Annotated in this window: 15 protein-coding genes; 14 read left to right on the forward strand and 1 reads right to left on the reverse strand. The window is 56.4% G+C overall.

From position 1 onward, the window contains the following. Positions 1–182: 182 nt before the first annotated feature. Complete coding sequence (locus M0P74_12340) at positions 183–1,973, reverse strand: amidohydrolase family protein (protein ID MCK9364371.1); 1,791 nt, start codon at positions 1,971–1,973, stop codon at positions 183–185. A gap of 301 nt (positions 1,974–2,274) precedes the next feature. Here M0P74_12340 and M0P74_12345 point away from each other — a divergent pair, with 301 nt between their 5' ends. The 14 genes from M0P74_12345 to M0P74_12410 all read left to right on the forward strand — a co-directional run bounded on the left by M0P74_12345 (position 2,275) and on the right by M0P74_12410 (position 16,314). Next, positions 2,275–3,963: a methylmalonyl-CoA mutase family protein gene (locus M0P74_12345; GenBank protein MCK9364372.1), complete on the forward strand. Its 1,689-nt coding sequence runs from the start codon at positions 2,275–2,277 to the stop codon at positions 3,961–3,963. Between the two features lie 27 nt (positions 3,964–3,990). After that, positions 3,991–4,395, forward strand: a complete 405-nt coding sequence (locus tag M0P74_12350; GenBank protein ID MCK9364373.1) for a cobalamin B12-binding domain-containing protein — start codon at positions 3,991–3,993, stop codon at positions 4,393–4,395. Between the two features lie 70 nt (positions 4,396–4,465). After that, a complete protein-coding gene (gene meaB / locus M0P74_12355) occupies positions 4,466–5,443 on the forward strand; it encodes a methylmalonyl Co-A mutase-associated GTPase MeaB (GenBank protein ID MCK9364374.1) in 978 nt (325 codons plus the stop codon). Positions 5,444–5,462: 19 nt separating this feature from the next. After that, positions 5,463–6,026, forward strand: a complete 564-nt coding sequence (gene cobO, locus M0P74_12360; GenBank protein ID MCK9364375.1) for a cob(I)yrinic acid a,c-diamide adenosyltransferase — start codon at positions 5,463–5,465, stop codon at positions 6,024–6,026. Then, entirely contained in the window at positions 6,026–6,769 is a 744-nt protein-coding gene (locus M0P74_12365; GenBank protein ID MCK9364376.1) for an MBL fold metallo-hydrolase, read from the forward strand. Before cobO ends, M0P74_12365 begins: the two co-directional genes overlap by 1 nt. Before the next feature lie 10 nt (positions 6,770–6,779). Continuing rightward, positions 6,780–8,438 carry a dihydroxy-acid dehydratase gene (gene ilvD, locus M0P74_12370; protein MCK9364377.1) on the forward strand — a complete coding sequence of 553 codons (1,659 nt, stop codon included), beginning with the start codon at positions 6,780–6,782 and terminating at the stop codon, positions 8,436–8,438. A 25-nt stretch (positions 8,439–8,463) separates the two neighbouring features. After that, positions 8,464–9,684: an MFS transporter gene (locus M0P74_12375; protein MCK9364378.1), complete on the forward strand. Its 1,221-nt coding sequence runs from the start codon at positions 8,464–8,466 to the stop codon at positions 9,682–9,684. 125 nt (positions 9,685–9,809) lie between these two features. After that, positions 9,810–11,084, forward strand: coding sequence for a TolC family protein (locus M0P74_12380; GenBank protein MCK9364379.1), 1,275 nt, complete (start codon positions 9,810–9,812; stop codon positions 11,082–11,084). A gap of 43 nt (positions 11,085–11,127) precedes the next feature. Then, positions 11,128–12,351, forward strand: a complete 1,224-nt coding sequence (locus M0P74_12385; GenBank protein ID MCK9364380.1) for an efflux RND transporter periplasmic adaptor subunit — start codon at positions 11,128–11,130, stop codon at positions 12,349–12,351. After that, the gene (locus tag M0P74_12390; protein MCK9364381.1) at positions 12,348–13,025 is read left to right on the forward strand and encodes an ABC transporter ATP-binding protein; all 678 of its coding nucleotides are present in this window, start codon (positions 12,348–12,350) and stop codon (positions 13,023–13,025) included. The genes M0P74_12385 and M0P74_12390 overlap by 4 nt, the downstream gene beginning before the upstream one ends. Continuing rightward, positions 13,018–14,232: an ABC transporter permease gene (locus tag M0P74_12395; protein ID MCK9364382.1), complete on the forward strand. Its 1,215-nt coding sequence runs from the start codon at positions 13,018–13,020 to the stop codon at positions 14,230–14,232. The genes M0P74_12390 and M0P74_12395 overlap by 8 nt, the downstream gene beginning before the upstream one ends. A gap of 2 nt (positions 14,233–14,234) precedes the next feature. After that, the gene (locus tag M0P74_12400; protein ID MCK9364383.1) at positions 14,235–15,458 is read left to right on the forward strand and encodes an ABC transporter permease; all 1,224 of its coding nucleotides are present in this window, start codon (positions 14,235–14,237) and stop codon (positions 15,456–15,458) included. Positions 15,459–15,673: 215 nt separating this feature from the next. Further along, complete coding sequence (locus M0P74_12405; GenBank protein ID MCK9364384.1) at positions 15,674–16,138, forward strand: acyl-CoA thioesterase; 465 nt, start codon at positions 15,674–15,676, stop codon at positions 16,136–16,138. After that, positions 16,135–16,314, forward strand: coding sequence for a hypothetical protein (locus M0P74_12410; protein ID MCK9364385.1), 180 nt, complete (start codon positions 16,135–16,137; stop codon positions 16,312–16,314). Before M0P74_12405 ends, M0P74_12410 begins: the two co-directional genes overlap by 4 nt. The last annotated feature ends 113 nt before the right edge of the window (positions 16,315–16,427 follow it).

Consider the following 16,427-nt stretch of genomic DNA (forward strand, 5'->3'; position numbering starts at 1 on the left):
GTCATCACTGCCCACCGCTCAGGTTGAGTTCCTTTATCAAAACGTTGTTGTGTCCTCGTTGCAGGCCAGTCAGCTCCATTTGCTGCAATCTTCGCTGGGGATAGAAGCGCAACGCCTTGTTCCGCAAGGACAGCAACATGCCAGGGCGTCTCGCTGATCTGAAAAAGCGCACCATCCAGGAATTATAACCCCACCGTTTTCCCGTCCCGGAGATTTACCAGCCCCTCTTCGCAGATGCGGAGGTAGGGAATTGAAGCCGTGGTTAAGGTGCCCAGCGTTAAGAACGGTTTGGCAAGACGAACGCCAAGGCTTGAGACGGCGTCGTTTATCTCATCGAGTTTTTTGGCAAGGATCTCCATCGGTTGATCGGAAACCAGGCCCCAGAGGGGAAGGGCAAATTCGGCGATGACTTTCCCGTCTTTACAAACCGCCATTCCTCCCTGCAGCGCGCGTATCCTGTTTACGGCAAGCGCCATATCGGCATCGCTGACGCCGACGACAACGATGTCCGATGTATCCCACGCCGTTGATGTCGCGAAGGCGCCGGCCCGCATCTTAAGGCCACGAATAAGACCGACAAAGCGGCGCTTAACATTCGCAACGTTACTGCCGGGGTTACAGGCTCGGTCAATGGCGGCAACCTTTATAATATCGCGCCCCGGATCGGCCTGGATCAGGCCGTCGCTAACGAGCATATCCATCTTTAGTTCCTTCGTTACCAGCTCCGTTATCAGATCCATCACCCGGACATTCACACTGGCGGCAGCCGCATCTGCCCGGATGGAAAAATCATCCGGCTGGAACTCGGCGGGCAGATGAACGCTGTGGCGACTCGCCTCCGCGTAAACGTGTTCATGGGGAGCTACAAGAACCTCGCCTTGCCTCGCCACTATCTTGCCATTGGCAATTACATACTCGGGCCTGATGGTTTGCAAATCCGGGATAATCGCCATGTCGGCGTACTTGCCGGGCGCTATTCCTCCCATAATTCCATCGAGAGAAAAATGTTCGGCTGCATTCAGCGTCGCCATCCGCAGGGCATCCATCGGCTTAAACCCGACATCAATCGCCTTCTGAACTACATATTCCATATAGCCCTTCTCCAGCAGATCGTTGGGCTCAACGCTGTCGGTCACAAGAATCAGCCTGCGCAGATCAACATTCATCTCCTTTATCCGCGCGACGGCTTCCAGCTCGCGCCGGATGCTTCCCTCCCTGATCATCACGTAAATCCCCAATCTCAGCCTTTCTTGCACCTCTTCGGCCGTTATCGGCTCGTGACAGGAAGAAATCCCGGCCGCCGCGTAGGCCATCAGTTTCCGACCGCCGGCCCCGGCGGAATGACCTTCCAGCGTCTTCCCCCGCCGCAGGGTCTCTGCAAAAATAGGAAGGAACTGATCGGGGTTCTGCAGCAGCAACTGCCAGTAAGTCTCTCCCAAACCAAGAATATCGTCCCTGAGCAGCAGTTTCTGAATGGCCTCAACTGATATTCCGTTGGAGACGCTGCTGATGGAACCCATCGCCGGCATTGTCCCATAGACCTTCACAGGCTGGTCGCGAAACGATTCCAGAAAATCCACCACGGCATCGCAACCGCCGATGGGAAAAACTTCCATCGTTTCGGTGATGATCGTGGTTGTCCCCCCCTTTATTGCATAGCGTAAAAACTCCGCACTGTCATAAATCTGCACCAAATGGGTGTGACTCTCGATGAAACCGGGGATGACGGTCATACCCGCCGCGTCAATAACAACGGTTTTCGCGCCGATGTTTTCCCGAGGCTCCCGCCCGACATAAGCAATCCATTTGCCTTTCACTGCCACGGAATAATCATCAAGAATTTCACCTGTATAGACATTTGCCACCTTGGCGTTGACAACCACGAGATCGGCTGTCTGACGTCCCAGCGCCGTCTGCATCACTTCCCTGGCCTCGCTGTTTTGCATTACAGCCACTTCCCCCGATGCGATCACGAAAATACCTCCCTGCACTATTTTTGTATTTTTTCCTCAAGCCTGTTCCCTTTAATCGCTGTCGCCTTTAATTTCAAGAAAAATAGACATCCTGACCTTAAAAACCGTCTTGCGGCAGACGGCACATAATCTCTTGACAGAAAAAAGCTTTTGGGGATAGAAAGCACAGGTTCAATTTTTAAAATGTTCCATAATTATTGCGCGAAACATAACCAAAGCAGGCCGATAGTTATGAAAATCCGGCTTCGCGTGCGACGCGCATAATCTTCATAATATATCCGGAAACCGGGAGGCGTTGGGAATGGGTTCATATTTTTCAGACGATACGGTCAATAAGTCGCAGGAATTGACCAAAAAATGGGAAGACGAAGTAGCGCACAGCGTCGTGCAGAGCCCCGATCAGAAATCGCGCTGGTCAACCGTCTCCGATCTGGAAATCAAGCGGCTCTATACGCCGGAAGACATCAAGGATACCGACTTCGCCCGCGACATCGGCGCGCCGGGGGAGTTTCCGTACCTGCGCGGCAACCAGCCGACCGGCTATCGGGGACGTTACTGGACATTCCGGATGTTCTCCGGAATGGGCAGCGCCGCCGACACCAACGCCCGCTGGCACATGCTGCTCCGCGAAGGTCAGACAGGGCTCAGCACGGCCTTTGACTTCCCGACGCTGATGGGCTACGATACCGATTCCCCTAACGCCCGCGGCGAGTGCGGCCGGTGCGGTGTGGCAATAGACACCCTCGACGACTTTCTGACCCTGGTGGACAAAATTCCGTTAGACAAGGTGACCACCTCGATGACCATCAACCCCCCCGCCTCGGTGCTTTGGGCGATGTACTGCGCCGCCGCAGACAAAAAAGGGGTGCCGCTCTCCAAAATCGGGGGAACGATTCAGAACGACATGCTCAAGGAATTTATCGCCCAGAAGACCTTCATGTGCCCTCCGGAACCCTCGGTCCGGATCATCAGCGACACAGTGGAATTCGGCACGAAATACGTCCCGAAGTGGAACACGATCAGCATCAGCGGCTACCACATCCGGGAAGCGGGCTCCACCGCCGTTCAGGAGCTGGCTTTTACGCTCCGCGACGGCATCGAGTACGTCGAAGACGCCATTCGCCGCAAGGGTATGGATGTTGATTCATTTGCCCCCCGCCTCTCCTTTTTCTTCAACTCGCACATCGATTTTTTCGAGGAGATCTGCAAGATGCGGGCAGCGAGAAGAATCTGGGCCCATGTAATGAAGGAACGGTTCCACGCCAAAAACCCGCGCTCCTGGTGGCTGCGCTTCCACACGCAGACGGCGGGATGTTCGCTCACCGCCCAACAGCCGTACAACAACGTCGTCCGCACGGCGATCGAGGCCCTGGCCGGGGTGCTGGGCGGAACGCAGTCGCTGCACACCAATTCCCTCGACGAGGTGCTGGCCCTCCCGTCCGAACACTCCGTTCAAATCGCGCTGCGCACCCAGCAGATTATCGCCGAGGAAACCGGCGTCGCCAACACAATCGACCCGCTCGCCGGCTCCTACTTCATCGAGTCGCTGACGAACAAGATGGAGGAAGAGGCTTGGCAATACATAACCAAGATTGACGAGATGGGCGGCATGATCGCGGCCATTGACAAGGGATTCCCGCAGTTGGAGATCGCCGACGCCGCCTATCGTTTCCAGCAGCAGATAGACCATAACGAAAAGATCATGGTCGGCGTCAACAAGTATGTTACCTCCGAAGAACAGCCCATCCCGACCCTCCAGATCGACGAAAAGGTTGAGCAAGAACAGCTTAAGCGTCTGGCCGACGTCAAGCGGAGACGCGACTCGCGGGCCGTCAGCGCCGATCTGAAAGATCTGAAAAATGCCTGCATAACCGGGAAAAACGTCATGCCCTACTGCATTAAGGCCGTCAAGGATATGGCTACGCTTCAGGAGATATGCGATGTTTACCGCGAGGCATTCGGCGAATACCGCGACCCCGGCCTATTTTGAGTATCACCCCATTTTTGAGGAGACAATATGGCAGAAAGAAGAATACGCATTATGGTTGCCAAACCCGGCCTCGACGGCCATGACCGGGGGGCGAGGATTCTCGCCCGCGCCTTTCGGGATGCCGGCTACGAGGTAATCTATACGGGCTGCCACCAGACCCCGGAACAGATCGCGGCGGCGGCGGTTCAGGAGGATGTTGACCTCGTCGGCTTGAGCTGTCTGTCCGGCGCCCACGGCTACCTCTTCCCCCGCGTAGTTGAGCTGCTGAAGGAAAAGGGGGCGGAGGACATCACCGTGATCGGCGGCGGCATCATCCCCGATCAGGATTTTCAGAAGCTCTATGACGCCGGCATCAAGGCGATCTTCACCCCGGGCGCCACCCTTGATTCGATTCTTGACTGGATAAAAAATAACCTTAAACCGAGGGAATAGCAGTATCTTTTCCCCAAGCGGCCCTCTGCGCGGCAAACAGCCGCAAGGCTAATCCCGGAGCAGAACAGCAATGACAAAAAACATGGAAGAAGCGGAACAGCTTAAAAAAATCAAGGCAGGCGACGTCCGCACCGCGTCCCGCCTGATCAGAAATATTGAAGACGAACTTCCCGAGGCGAGAACAGCGTTGAAACGGATATTCCTCGACACCGGCCGGGCCCATGTCATCGGGATAACCGGTTCCCCCGGTGCCGGGAAGAGCACCCTCGTTGACGCGATGATCACCTCGTTCCGGAAAATGGGAAAAACGGTCGGCGTCCTGGCCGTTGATCCGACCTCCCCCTTCACCGGCGGCGCAATCCTCGGCGACCGCATCCGGATGCAGCGCCATGCGGAGGATCCGGGCGTTTTCGTCCGGAGCCTCGCCACGCGCGGCGCCCTGGGAGGGCTTTCGAAGGCGGTGGGCGACGCGGTGCATGTGCTCGACGTGATGGGCAAGGATCTTATCCTGATCGAAACCGTCGGCACAGGCCAGCAGGAGGTGGAGATAATCAACCACTCCCATACGGTTATCGTCGTCCTCGTCCCCGGCATGGGGGATGAAATACAGGCGATCAAGGCGGGAATCATGGAAATCGCCGACATCTTTGTGATCAACAAGGCGGATCGGGACGGCGCCAACCAACTGGCCAACGAGCTGGGTTCGATGCTGAACATGGCCCCCGCCTTTCCCGGAGGCTGGCGGCCCCCGGTCGTCAAGATCGGGAGCTGCTTTGAGCCGCAGTCTTTTACGCCCAGCATCGAGGAGCTGACAGGCGCGATCGCCGATCACTATCGGCGTCTCGAAGAAACCGGTCTCCTTGGCGACCGGATGAAGCGCAAGGCGATGGTGGAAATCGGCGAGGCTCTCCGCGACGCGATCCTGACGCCGATTCTCAGAGAGCTGACGAAAAGCGGGGAGATGGACCTAATCGTGGAGCGGCTTTTGAAGAGAGAATCCGACCCCTACACGATCGCCGAAGAGGCGGCGCGCCGGTATCTTAAGTAACAAGTCAGGGGTAATTCAGATGGAAACAGCAGCCGATCCACGGGAAGAGGTCATCGGAAAATACCGCCGGGGGATCATTCAGGTATATACCGGAAACGGCAAGGGAAAAACGACCGCCGCGTTCGGTCAGGCGCTGCGGGCCGTTGGCCAGGGGCTGAAAGTCTGCATCATCCAGTTCATGAAGGGGCGCAAATACGGGGAATACATAGCCGCTGAGCGCCTCTCCCCCGATTTGACCGTATATCTTTCCGGTCTTGACAGTTTTGTCATGCGCGACAATCCTGCCCCGCTCGACATCGAGCTTGCCCAAAAGGGCCTCGCTCTTGCCCGGGAGGCTGTCTCTTCGGGAAGCTACGATATGGTCATCCTCGACGAAATCAACGTAGCGCTCGACTTCAAATTAGTGCCCCTGCCTGAAGTAATCGAGCTGATTCAACAGAAACCGGCCGCGCTCGATATCGTTCTCACCGGCCGCTACGCCCCGCCGGAAATCATCGCCCTTGCCGATACGGCAAGCGAAATGCGGGAAATAAAACACCACTATAACGCCGGCATCAAAGACCGGGCGGGAATAGAGTACTAATGGAATTATCGGTAATCGCATCGGGAAGTAATGGAAACTGCTATCTTCTGGAAGAAAGCGGCGCCTCGGTGCTGATCGATGCCGGCATAGGCCTCCATGAGACAGTCCAAAGGCTTGCCGCGCTCGGCAAGGATATCCGGCAGTTAAACGGCATTGTCCTCTCTCACGCCCACTCGGATCATTATCAGGGGATAGGTCCCCTCTCCAGAAATCTGGATATCCCCGTCTATGCCGACCGGGAGGTCTATAAATCCTGCCGGGAGAGGCTGGGAAAAGTTGAGATCCACCATTTTCAAGGATGTTTCCAGATCAACGGAATGGTGATCACCCCGGTGGAAACATCCCATGACGTCGTCTCGTTCGGTTTTGTCGTCGGCAGCCTGGGGATCTTCACCGATACGGGCCGCGTCACCGGAGGGATGAAAGAGGCGATGGGCAATCTGAAGGTTGTCGTTCTGGAATCGAATTACGACGAGGAAATGCTTTTTCACGGCCCCTACCCCGCGCATCTGAAGGCCAGGATTGCCTCCGACCGCGGCCATCTGAGCAACGACGATGCGAGCGATTTTATCAGCCGTTACGGGACCCACCTTTCGCTGGTGCTGCTGGCGCATCTCTCCGAAAAAAACAACACCGTAATCAAGGTGAAAGAGGCTTTCGAAAATCTTAACGGGGGAAGCAGATACGTTGTCTGCTCCCGCCTCCGGCAAACAGGCACATATCGAATTAACCAGGAAGATTAAGGAGTTTAGCATGAGAAGCGACCAAGCCAAGAAGGGCGTTGAACGGGCGCCGCACCGTTCGCTAATGAAGGCATCGGGCTATACGGACTGGGAGATTGACCGTCCCTGGATTGGGGTGGTAAACGCCTATAACGCGATTATTCCGGGACATGTGCACCTGAAGCGAATCGCCGAAGCGGTGAAGATCGGGGTGTATGCCGCGGGGGGGCTTCCCATTGAGTTCCCCGTCATCGGCGTCTGCGACGGCATAGCGATGAACCATATCGGCATGAAGTTTTCGCTGCCGAGCCGGGAGATCGTCATGGACTCGATCGAAATCATGACGCAGGGGCACGCCTTGGACGCCCTGGTTATGGTCACCAACTGCGACAAGATCATCCCCGGCATGGCGATGGCGGCGGCGGAGTTGAACGTCCCGTCCATCGTGGTCAGCGGCGGGCCGATGCTGGCGGGGCTCCATAACGGAAAAGAGATAGACCTTGCCACTGTTTTTGAGGCCGTAGGCAAGCACATTGCCGGCAACATGACCGATGCCGAACTGGGGGAGATAGAAAACTCCGCCTGTCCCGGCTGCGGCTCCTGCGCGGGGATGTTCACCGCCAACACGATGAACTGCATGATGGAAGCGATTGGGCTCGGTCTGCCGGGAAACGGAACCATCCCCGCCGTCTATTCCGAACGGGACCGTCTGGCCAAGGAAGCAGGGCGGAAAATCATGGAACTCCTGGAAAGGAATATCCTCCCCCGCGACATCCTGACGAAAGAAGCGTTCGAAAACGCCATCGCCGTCGATCTCGCCCTGGGCGGCTCCACCAACACCGCCCTCCATCTGCCCGCAATCGCCCATGCGGCGGGGATCGAGCTGCCGATCGAACTTTTCAACACGATCGCGGAGCGGGTTCCCCATCTGTGCAACATGAGCCCCGGCGGCAGCCACCATATCCAGGACCTCTACCGCGCCGGCGGCGTCCAGGCCGTCATGGCCCGTCTGGCAGAAGGAGGCCTGCTGCGTCAGGAACTCATCACCGCCACCGGGAAAACCGTCGGCGAAAACCTGCGCGGAGTCCGCGTCAGGGATGAAAACGTGATCCGCCCGCTGGCCACTCCGTACCATGCGAAAGGCGGGCTCGCGGTGCTCAAGGGAACGCTCGCCCCCCTGGGCGGCATCGTCAAGCAGTCGGCCGTGGCCGATGAGATGCTCGTCCATACCGGGCCGGCCCGGGTATTTGAAAGCGAGGAGGCCGCCTACCAGGCCATCCGCCAAAAATCAATCAAGGACGGAGACGTACTGGTGATCCGCTACGAGGGGCCAAAAGGCGGGCCGGGGATGCGCGAAATGCTCACCCCCACCTCTGCCCTTGCCGGCATGGGGATGGACAAAACCGTCGCCCTGATCACCGACGGGCGCTTCAGCGGCGCCAGCCGGGGCGCGTCCATCGGCCATGTATCGCCGGAGGCGGCCGCGGGCGGCCCGATCGCGCTGGTGCGCGAAGGCGATCTGATCGCCATTGATATCCCCGCGAAAAAGCTTGATCTCCTTGTGGATGAAAAGGAGCTGGAACGCCGCCGCGCCGAATGGAAACCCTATGAACAGCCGGTGGACAGCCCGTTTTTGAACCGTTATCGCCGGGTCGTCACTTCGGGCAACCGGGGCGCGGTTCTGTGCTAATTAGTTAGAGCTTTATGGATGCAAAATGACGAGTCGTCCCTGGTTAAAAACCTTTCCGTCGCTCCAGGAACGTGATTTCCGCGTCCTTTGGGCAGGGATGCTGCCGGGCATTCTGGCGATACAGATGAATTTCTTTACCAATGGCTATCTTGCCTTCGAGCTTACCGGCAAGGCAGCGTCAATCGGCCTGATATCGCTCGGATTCGGCATTCCCATGCTCTGTTTCTCCCTGCCGGCTGGCGTAATCGCCGACCGGTATTCCAAGCGGATGATTTTATTGGCCTCCCAGGGAGTTACCACCGCCGCCGCGTTGCTCATGGCCGTTTTAGTGATATCGGGCGCCCTCGGAATATGGCAGATGGCGGCCATCTCCTTTCTTCAGGGAACCGCCTTCTCCTTTCAAATGCCGGCCCGCCAGTCCTTTATAGCTGAACTCGTCAGCCCTAAATATTTGCTGAACGCGATTGCCTTAAACAGCGCCGGGTTCAATGCCTGCCGGGTTATCGGCCCGCCGCTTGCCGGGTGGCTGATCGGCATCAGTTGGATAAACGCGGGCGGCGTCTATCTGCTGATGGCCGCCATGTATGTTTTGGTAATCCCCAGCATTCTTAGAATCCCCGACCGCGCACAAAGGAAAGAACCTGGCGCAAAGGGGTGGCAATCTTTCGTTCAGGGAATTTCCTATATCCGGGGAAACCAGGTCCTGCTGGTACTTCTTGTATTGAGCATCGCCCCGATCATCCTCGGCATGCCCTTCCAGGCCCTGATGCCGGTATTTGCAAAAAATATCTTCGCCGTGGGCCCCGCGGGGCTGGGGATGCTGATGATGGCAAACGGCGCCGGCGCCATCGCCGGGTCACTTGCCATCGCCTCGTCAGGCAGTCTAAAGCGGCCCGGCATGGTTCAGCTTGCCCTCGGGGCTCTCTTAGGGGTGACGCTGGCGATTTTTGCCTTCAGCGGTTCTTTTTACCTGGCGCTGCCAATGCTCTTTGTCATCGGCATCGCCTCCTCAGGCTATCTTTCCCTGAACGCCACCCTCATCATGGGCCGCTCAGAAAGGCAATATCACGGCCGCGTCATGAGCGTTTACATGCTTACCTTTTCCGCCCTGCCTCTGGGAAACATGCTCATGAGCCTTTTGACCGACGCCTTTGGAGTTCAGGCAGCGGTCGGGTCTGGCGGGCTTTTACTGGCCCTTGCGGTCATCATCTTCGGTCTTTCCAGCCGCGCCTATCGCGGGATATGAACCCTCGCCGCCTGCAAACATTTGTTTTGCGTATGGTCGTTATTTACGGTATATTCCGCGCATCGCCGTTTTGTCCATAGCCGAAGGCAGGGAACTGGGGCGGTCTTTTTTATGGGGAACGGATAATGTTTAGAAAAGCGGCGCTTATCGGTTTTATCTTGGGGATAATGCCGGCCTTCATGGGGTCGGCTTCGGCGTTGACGCTGCAGGATGCTTTGTCAAAGGCGCGGGAAAACCTCCCCTCCTATCAGGCGGTGAAAAAAAAGGTGGAGGCGGCTGACGCTTCATATCAAGCGACACTTGGTCCCTACCTTCCCAGCATAGATGCGTCCGCGCAGGCGGATCGGGACTATAGAAGCAGCGACGATTACAGCACAAAGGGCTACGGCGCGACGCTTTCTTACGGCCTCTTCAATCCCCGGCGCCGTCCTGTGAGGGATATAGCGGGATTCAATCTCGAAACACAAAAGGAAGAGCTGCGGAAAAATCTGCTCGAACTCGACTATCGGGTAAAGGTCATCTTTTACACGGCTCTGGCTGATAAAAATATCCTTGATCAGCGCCGGATCCAACTAAAGAATGCCCAGACGGATTATGACATCGCTGAAGGGAGGCGCAAGCTGGGCGTCGCGCGGCTTTCCGAGGTTCTTCAGGCCTCCGTGCGTCTCGAACAGGCCCGTTTCAACGTCGTTCAGGCGGAGGGGGAACTCAACAAAACCGTCTCCGAGCTCTCTTCCCTGATCGGCAAAGCGGAGCTTGATGTTCATAATGCATACGAAAACAATATTTTGAACGATCTTCCGGAAGGAACGTTGTCGTTCGACAGCGCCCTCCCGGAGTTCAACCCCCTGGCCGACGCCACGCTTCAGCGGCCGGAAATACGCCAAGCGGAAATCGCCCTGAAAACGGCCCAAAGCAACCTTTCATTGTCCGGGGCCGATTTTTATCCGACCCTGTCCGCCAATCTCTCGTACAGCCGGGGTGATGCGGGCACGTTGGGAACAAGGATGGTGGAAGACAAAAACATCGGTTTAACAGCATCCTGGAATATCTTCGAACTGGGCAAATTCTACCGGAAGAAAGCTGCGGGAATTGAGATTGCGATTTCCGACGAAAACATCAAGGAGCTGAAAAGGCAGCTCCTGCTTGATTGCCGCAAGGGGTGGGAGGATCTCGCGACGGCGATGCGCAACAATAAGGTTGCCGGCGCACAACTTCAGCAGGCGACTCAGAACTACGAACAGGCCTTTGGCGAATACAAGGTCGGCGTGGGGGACATCCTGTCGCTTGTCCAGGCGGAAAGCCTCTTGGCCGGCGCGCGGGAACAACTGATTGCCGCGCAGTTGAACGTCGCCCTGGCCACGGCCCTTCTGGAAAAAATATCGGGAAAACAGCTTTGATTAGAGAAACGCGAAAGAAATATGTGTCTTACGAGGGAATAACGTGAAGAAAAAATTATTGTGGGCAGTTGTTCTGATTGCAATACTGAGCGCGGGAGGATTTGCCGGATACAAAAAGCTGTACCCCAAACCGCAGACACAGGTTCTCGAGACAGGACGGGTGGAAAAGGGCAATATCCGGGGCGTGCTTGTCGAAACCGGGATCATCAAATCCCAGGTGGGGGCGGTGGTGAAAATCGGCGCCCGGGCCACAGGCAGACTGGATAAAATGCTCGTCAAGGTGGGAGACCGGGTCAAGGCCGGACAATTTATCGCCAAAATAGACGACCGGGAAACCCTGAAAGCGATCGATCAGCAGAAGGCCGCCCTGCGCGTCGCCCAAAGCACCCTGGCGCAGACCAAACTTACCTACCCGCAGAAAATAAAGGAGGCGGAGGCGAATCGGAGCTACGCCCGCATCGCCTACGAGCGCCAGCAGGAACTGCTCAAAAAGGAATACACTACAAAAGATGCGCTGGACCGGGCGCAGAATCAATCCCTGGCGGCGGAGGCGGTTTTGCAGCGGCTCAAAGAGGAGTTCGTCACGCAAGAGCAGATCGCCAACTCCACGATCAAAGAAATAACGGCCCAGCTCGAACAGCAGGAGATCCGGCTTTCCTATACGCGCATCTATTCGCCGCTCGCCGGGATCGTCGCCGATGTCACCGGGCAGGAGGGCGAAACGATCGTCGCCGGTCTTCAGGTCGCCAACCTCGTTACGGTTCTCGATCCGACGCGACTCGAAATGTGGACTTATATTGACGAAACCGATGTCGGCCGGGCAAAAAATGGGCAGATGGTCGAATACACCGTCGATACCTTCCCCGACCGCACCTTCGCCAGTTCAATCGAGAGAATCAACCCCCAGCCGGTCGTCAAGGACAACATCGTTTATTACCTCGCAACGGTGAAAGTCTCCCCCGCCGACGCGGCCTTCCTCCGTCCGGAGATGACAACCCATGTGAAGATCGTCCTGACCGAAAAGTCAGACGTGCTGACGGTTCCGAACGCCGCGATCAAATTCGAAAAAGGACGTCAGATCGCATATATAGCAGCGAAAGGTTCCCGGTCCGTCAAAAAGGTGCAGTTGAAGCTCGGAATCCGCGGCGAAGAGCGCACCGAGGTTCTCTCCGGGGTTGCCGAGGGAACCGAACTTGCGACAAAACTCGTCCTGCCGACCGCGCCCAAGAACGGCGCTGCTAAAAACGCGAGTGGAAGCCGTCCATGACCGCACTATGCCTGATGGAAAATGTTACAAAGACCTTCAGCCTCGGCGAAAACGTATCCGTCGAGGTGCTGAAGGGAATCGACCTGGCGGTTGACGAAGGGGAATTCATCGCCATCATGGGCACGTCGGGCTCGGGGAAATCCACGCTGATGAACCTGATCGGCTGCCTCGACGTCCCAACTTCCGGGCGCTATCTGCTAGCAGGGAGGGAGGTGCTGGGACTGCAGGACGACGATCTTTCCGAACTTCGCAACACCCATATCGGCTTTGTTTTTCAGAGCTTCTATCTTCTCCCCTATGCGACCGTTCTGGAAAATGTGCTGCTGCCGACGCTTTACAGGGAAAAAGGGGGGGGACACGTCGAGAAGCGCGCCGTTGAACTTCTCCACCTGGTCGGCCTCGAAAAGCGGATGAACTTCCGTCCGAACCGGCTCTCCGGGGGGGAACAGCAGCGGGTAGCCCTCTGTAGGGCATTGATGAACGACCCGGAGATGATCCTTGCCGACGAGCCGACCGGTCAATTGGACAGCAAAACCGCCTCGGAAATCATGAACCTGCTTGCCGAAATGAACAAAAAAGGCAAAACCGTAATCCTCGTGACCCACGACGCGGCGATTGCCGCCAACGCCCAGCGGATCATCCGGATAAAAGACGGTGTCATCATCGATGAGTAGAATCATCAACATCCTCTCCCAGTCGCTTGCCGCGGTCATTGCCCTGAAACTGCGGAGTTTTTTCTGCATCCTCAGCATCGCCATCGGCATTTCGGCAATCACGATCATTGTCGCCACAACCGAGGGCGCCTTTCAAAAAGCCTACGATATTGTGGATGTCTTCGGCCCCGACGCCGTTTTGATTGTCGGCGGCTCGGAGGAGTCGCGGGCGATTACCCGGCGCGTAAAAACTCTGACGATAGCGGACGCAGACGCGATCCGCGCCTCGTTCGGCACCGCCTACCTCGTTGCCCCGATGAACACTCTCCGCGATGTAACCGTCTCCTACCTGGGAAACCGCTACGCGTCCCAGGTTGTCGGCTCAACAAGCGATTACAGCGTCGCCTGGAGCTGGCCGGTCGTGGAGGGGTCGGATTTCACCGAAGAAGACCTCAAACGTTCCGCAAACGTTGCCTTGATCGGCAGCGAAACCATGCATGAGCTTTTCGGCGATGAAAACCCTGTCGGCAAGTTTATCCAGGTAAGAACGATTCCCGTTCAGGTGGTCGGCGTTCTTTTGGAAAGGGGGGCCTCGATGGGAGGCAGCAACCTCGACAATCGGGTGGTGATGCCGATTACAACCGTCATGAAAAAGCTGCAGAACGAGGCAAAATACGTCTCGGTGCTGCGGGTGCGTTTCGAGGATATTGAAAACATCGATCTGCGCATGGAGGAACTCAAGGAATTCCTGCGGATGCGGCACCGCATTCCCGAGCGGGAAGTGGACGACTTTCAGATATTCTCTTCCAAGGACATCATAAAATTTCTCGTCGCCCTGACCGGATCGCTGATCGTCTTTGTGGGCATCGTCGGGATCATCTCGCTTGTCGTCGCAGGCTTTGTCCTGGCAAATCTCTTTCATCTGTCCGTCCGGGAGCGCACTGGGGAGATCGGCATCCGCCGTTCGGTCGGGGCAAAAAAACGGGACATCCTGTACCAGTTTCTCGGCGAGGCGTTGCTTCTAACCACGGCGGGCGGCGCCTGCGGCTTTCTCTTAGGCTTTGCCGGGGCCAAACTGCTCCAGAAACTGGCCGATTTCCCGATCTATTTTTCCTGGAAGGCCTTCGTGATCGGGCTTATCCTCTCGTGGATTGTCGGCATTGCCTTTGGCCTCCAGCCGGCATCCCGCGCGGCCAACCTGAAACCCATCGAAGCGATCCGAGGCTGAACATGAATAGAATCATCCTCAATTTGAAAATCGCCCTCGGCGCGCTCGGCAACTACCGACTCCGGACGGCGCTCGCCGTGCTCGGGGTGTTTTTCGGGACGCTGTCTCTGGTTATCGTGGGCAACCTTTCCGACTCCCTCTCGTTAAAAACGGCACAGGAAATCGACAATCTCGGCAAAAATCTCGTCATTGTCTTCAGCGGCCAGTTCCATCAGCACGGCCCGCGGACCTCCCTGACAAGCCGCTCCACCACCCTGACACGGGAAGACGGCACGGCCATTTTGGACTCGCTGCCCGCGGCAACCCAGGTCTCGCCGGCAGGGATGAAGGCCTTCCCCATCCGCTACAGAAACTCGGTATTGAAGGCCATCGCCGTCAACGGCGTTACCCCCAATTTCGCGGAAGTCCGTAATTTTGAAATTGCCGAGGGGAACTCGATAACCGACGACGATGACAAAAACCAGCGGAAGGTCGCCGTGCTCGGTCCGACCACCGCCGAAAAACTTTTCGGCAAGGAAAACCCGGTGGGAAAAACAATCCTGATCTGGCGGGTCCCCTGCCAGGTCATCGGCATTACGATTGCCAAGGGCTCCGATATCGCGGGAAATGACCAGGACAACCAGATATTCATCCCGCTCAAGACCTTCTTGCGCACCTTTACCAACCAGGAATATGTCAATTCTATCTATATTCAGGCGGCAAATGGCAACGCCATCGCGACCCTGCAAACGGACATCGCCGCGCTGTTGCGGATGCGGCACAGGATAAAGGAAGGATTTAAAGACGATTTCACCGTTGTCGATTTGAAGGACGTCAACTCCCTGAAAAATGACGCGATGGGCATGATAACGATCCTGGGCAGAACAGCGGCGGCGGCATCCTTTCTGATCGGCGCCCTCGGGATTCTGTCGATCATGATTCTGATCGTGAACGAACGGAGGATAGAAATCGGGATCCGCCGGGCGGTAGGAGCGCGCAGGCGCGATATCATCCTGCAATTCCTGCTCGAATCCTCCTTCATTTCGGTAACCGGCGGTCTGATCGGGATTCTCGCGGGAATCCTGGCCAGCCTTGCCATCGCCAGGATTCTGGTCTATCCGGCAACCATCTCCGTACCGGGACTGATTCTCTCCTTCGCCGCCTCGGCCCTCTCCGGGATCGTCGCGGGGATATACCCCTCGGTCAAGGCGATCCAGATCAACCCGGTTGATATCATCCGCTCCTGAAATTGCCGGGCCCCACCCATCCCCACCCTGGCCCATCCTTTGAAGGGGCGGAAAGTTGGATGCAATGTTTTCATTCTTCCTTCGGTCAGGCGTATCCGGCAAAGTTCCCGACCTCGGGAATGGGTGTTAGCCAAAAAAAATTCATAATTTCCTCTGCCGGGAATAAAAAATATGTGGTATGAGCGCCGTAACCAGATATTACAACGGAGGTCGGGATGGAAAACCTATTGAATGGTTATCCGGTAGTGATAAAGACGCCTGTGGCCTGGGGGGAGATGGATGCCTTCCAGCATGTCAACAACATCATCTACTTAAGGTATTTCGAAAGCGCCCGGATTGCCTATTTTTACAAGCTGGACATGATCGAGGCAATGGCCAGGACAGGAATCGGCCCGATTCTCGCCTCCCTCTCCTGCAAATTCAAGGTGCAGATTACATATCCGGACGATGTTCTGATCGGAGCCAAAGTTACGAACATCGGAAAGCACAGTTTTATGATGGGCTACTGCGTTTTCAGTGCAAGCCGTCAGAAAATGGCCGCCGAAGGCGAGGGGCTGATCGTGACCTTCAATTATCAAGAAAACAAAAAGGTTCCCGTGCCGGAGGAATTAAGGCAACGAATATTGGCCCTTGAAAGCCACAAAGCGAAGCTTAATGTTCACAAAAGGAGCGATTTATGAAGAACGTAGAGATGAAGGTTGAAGGCAATATTCTTACCATCAAGGTTGACCTGTCGAAAGATTTTGGCCCGTCCTCATCAGGGAAGACCATTATCATCGCCTCGACGGAAGGGAACGTTTCCGTGGACGGACATGAAGAGGCCAAGGTCGGGCTGAACGTTTATCGGAAAAAATAGCAATTTTGGAGAGAAGCCTCACATAGGCATTTTTTCACTTGAAAACGAAGCGCCGTTCCGGACGCGACGAAGCGCGTCCCTCCAATTTTTTCGGTCTTTAACTCCAACTCGCA

The organism is Syntrophales bacterium, from assembly GCA_023229765.1.
Classification (GTDB): Bacteria; Desulfobacterota; Syntrophia; order Syntrophales; family UBA5619; genus DYTH01.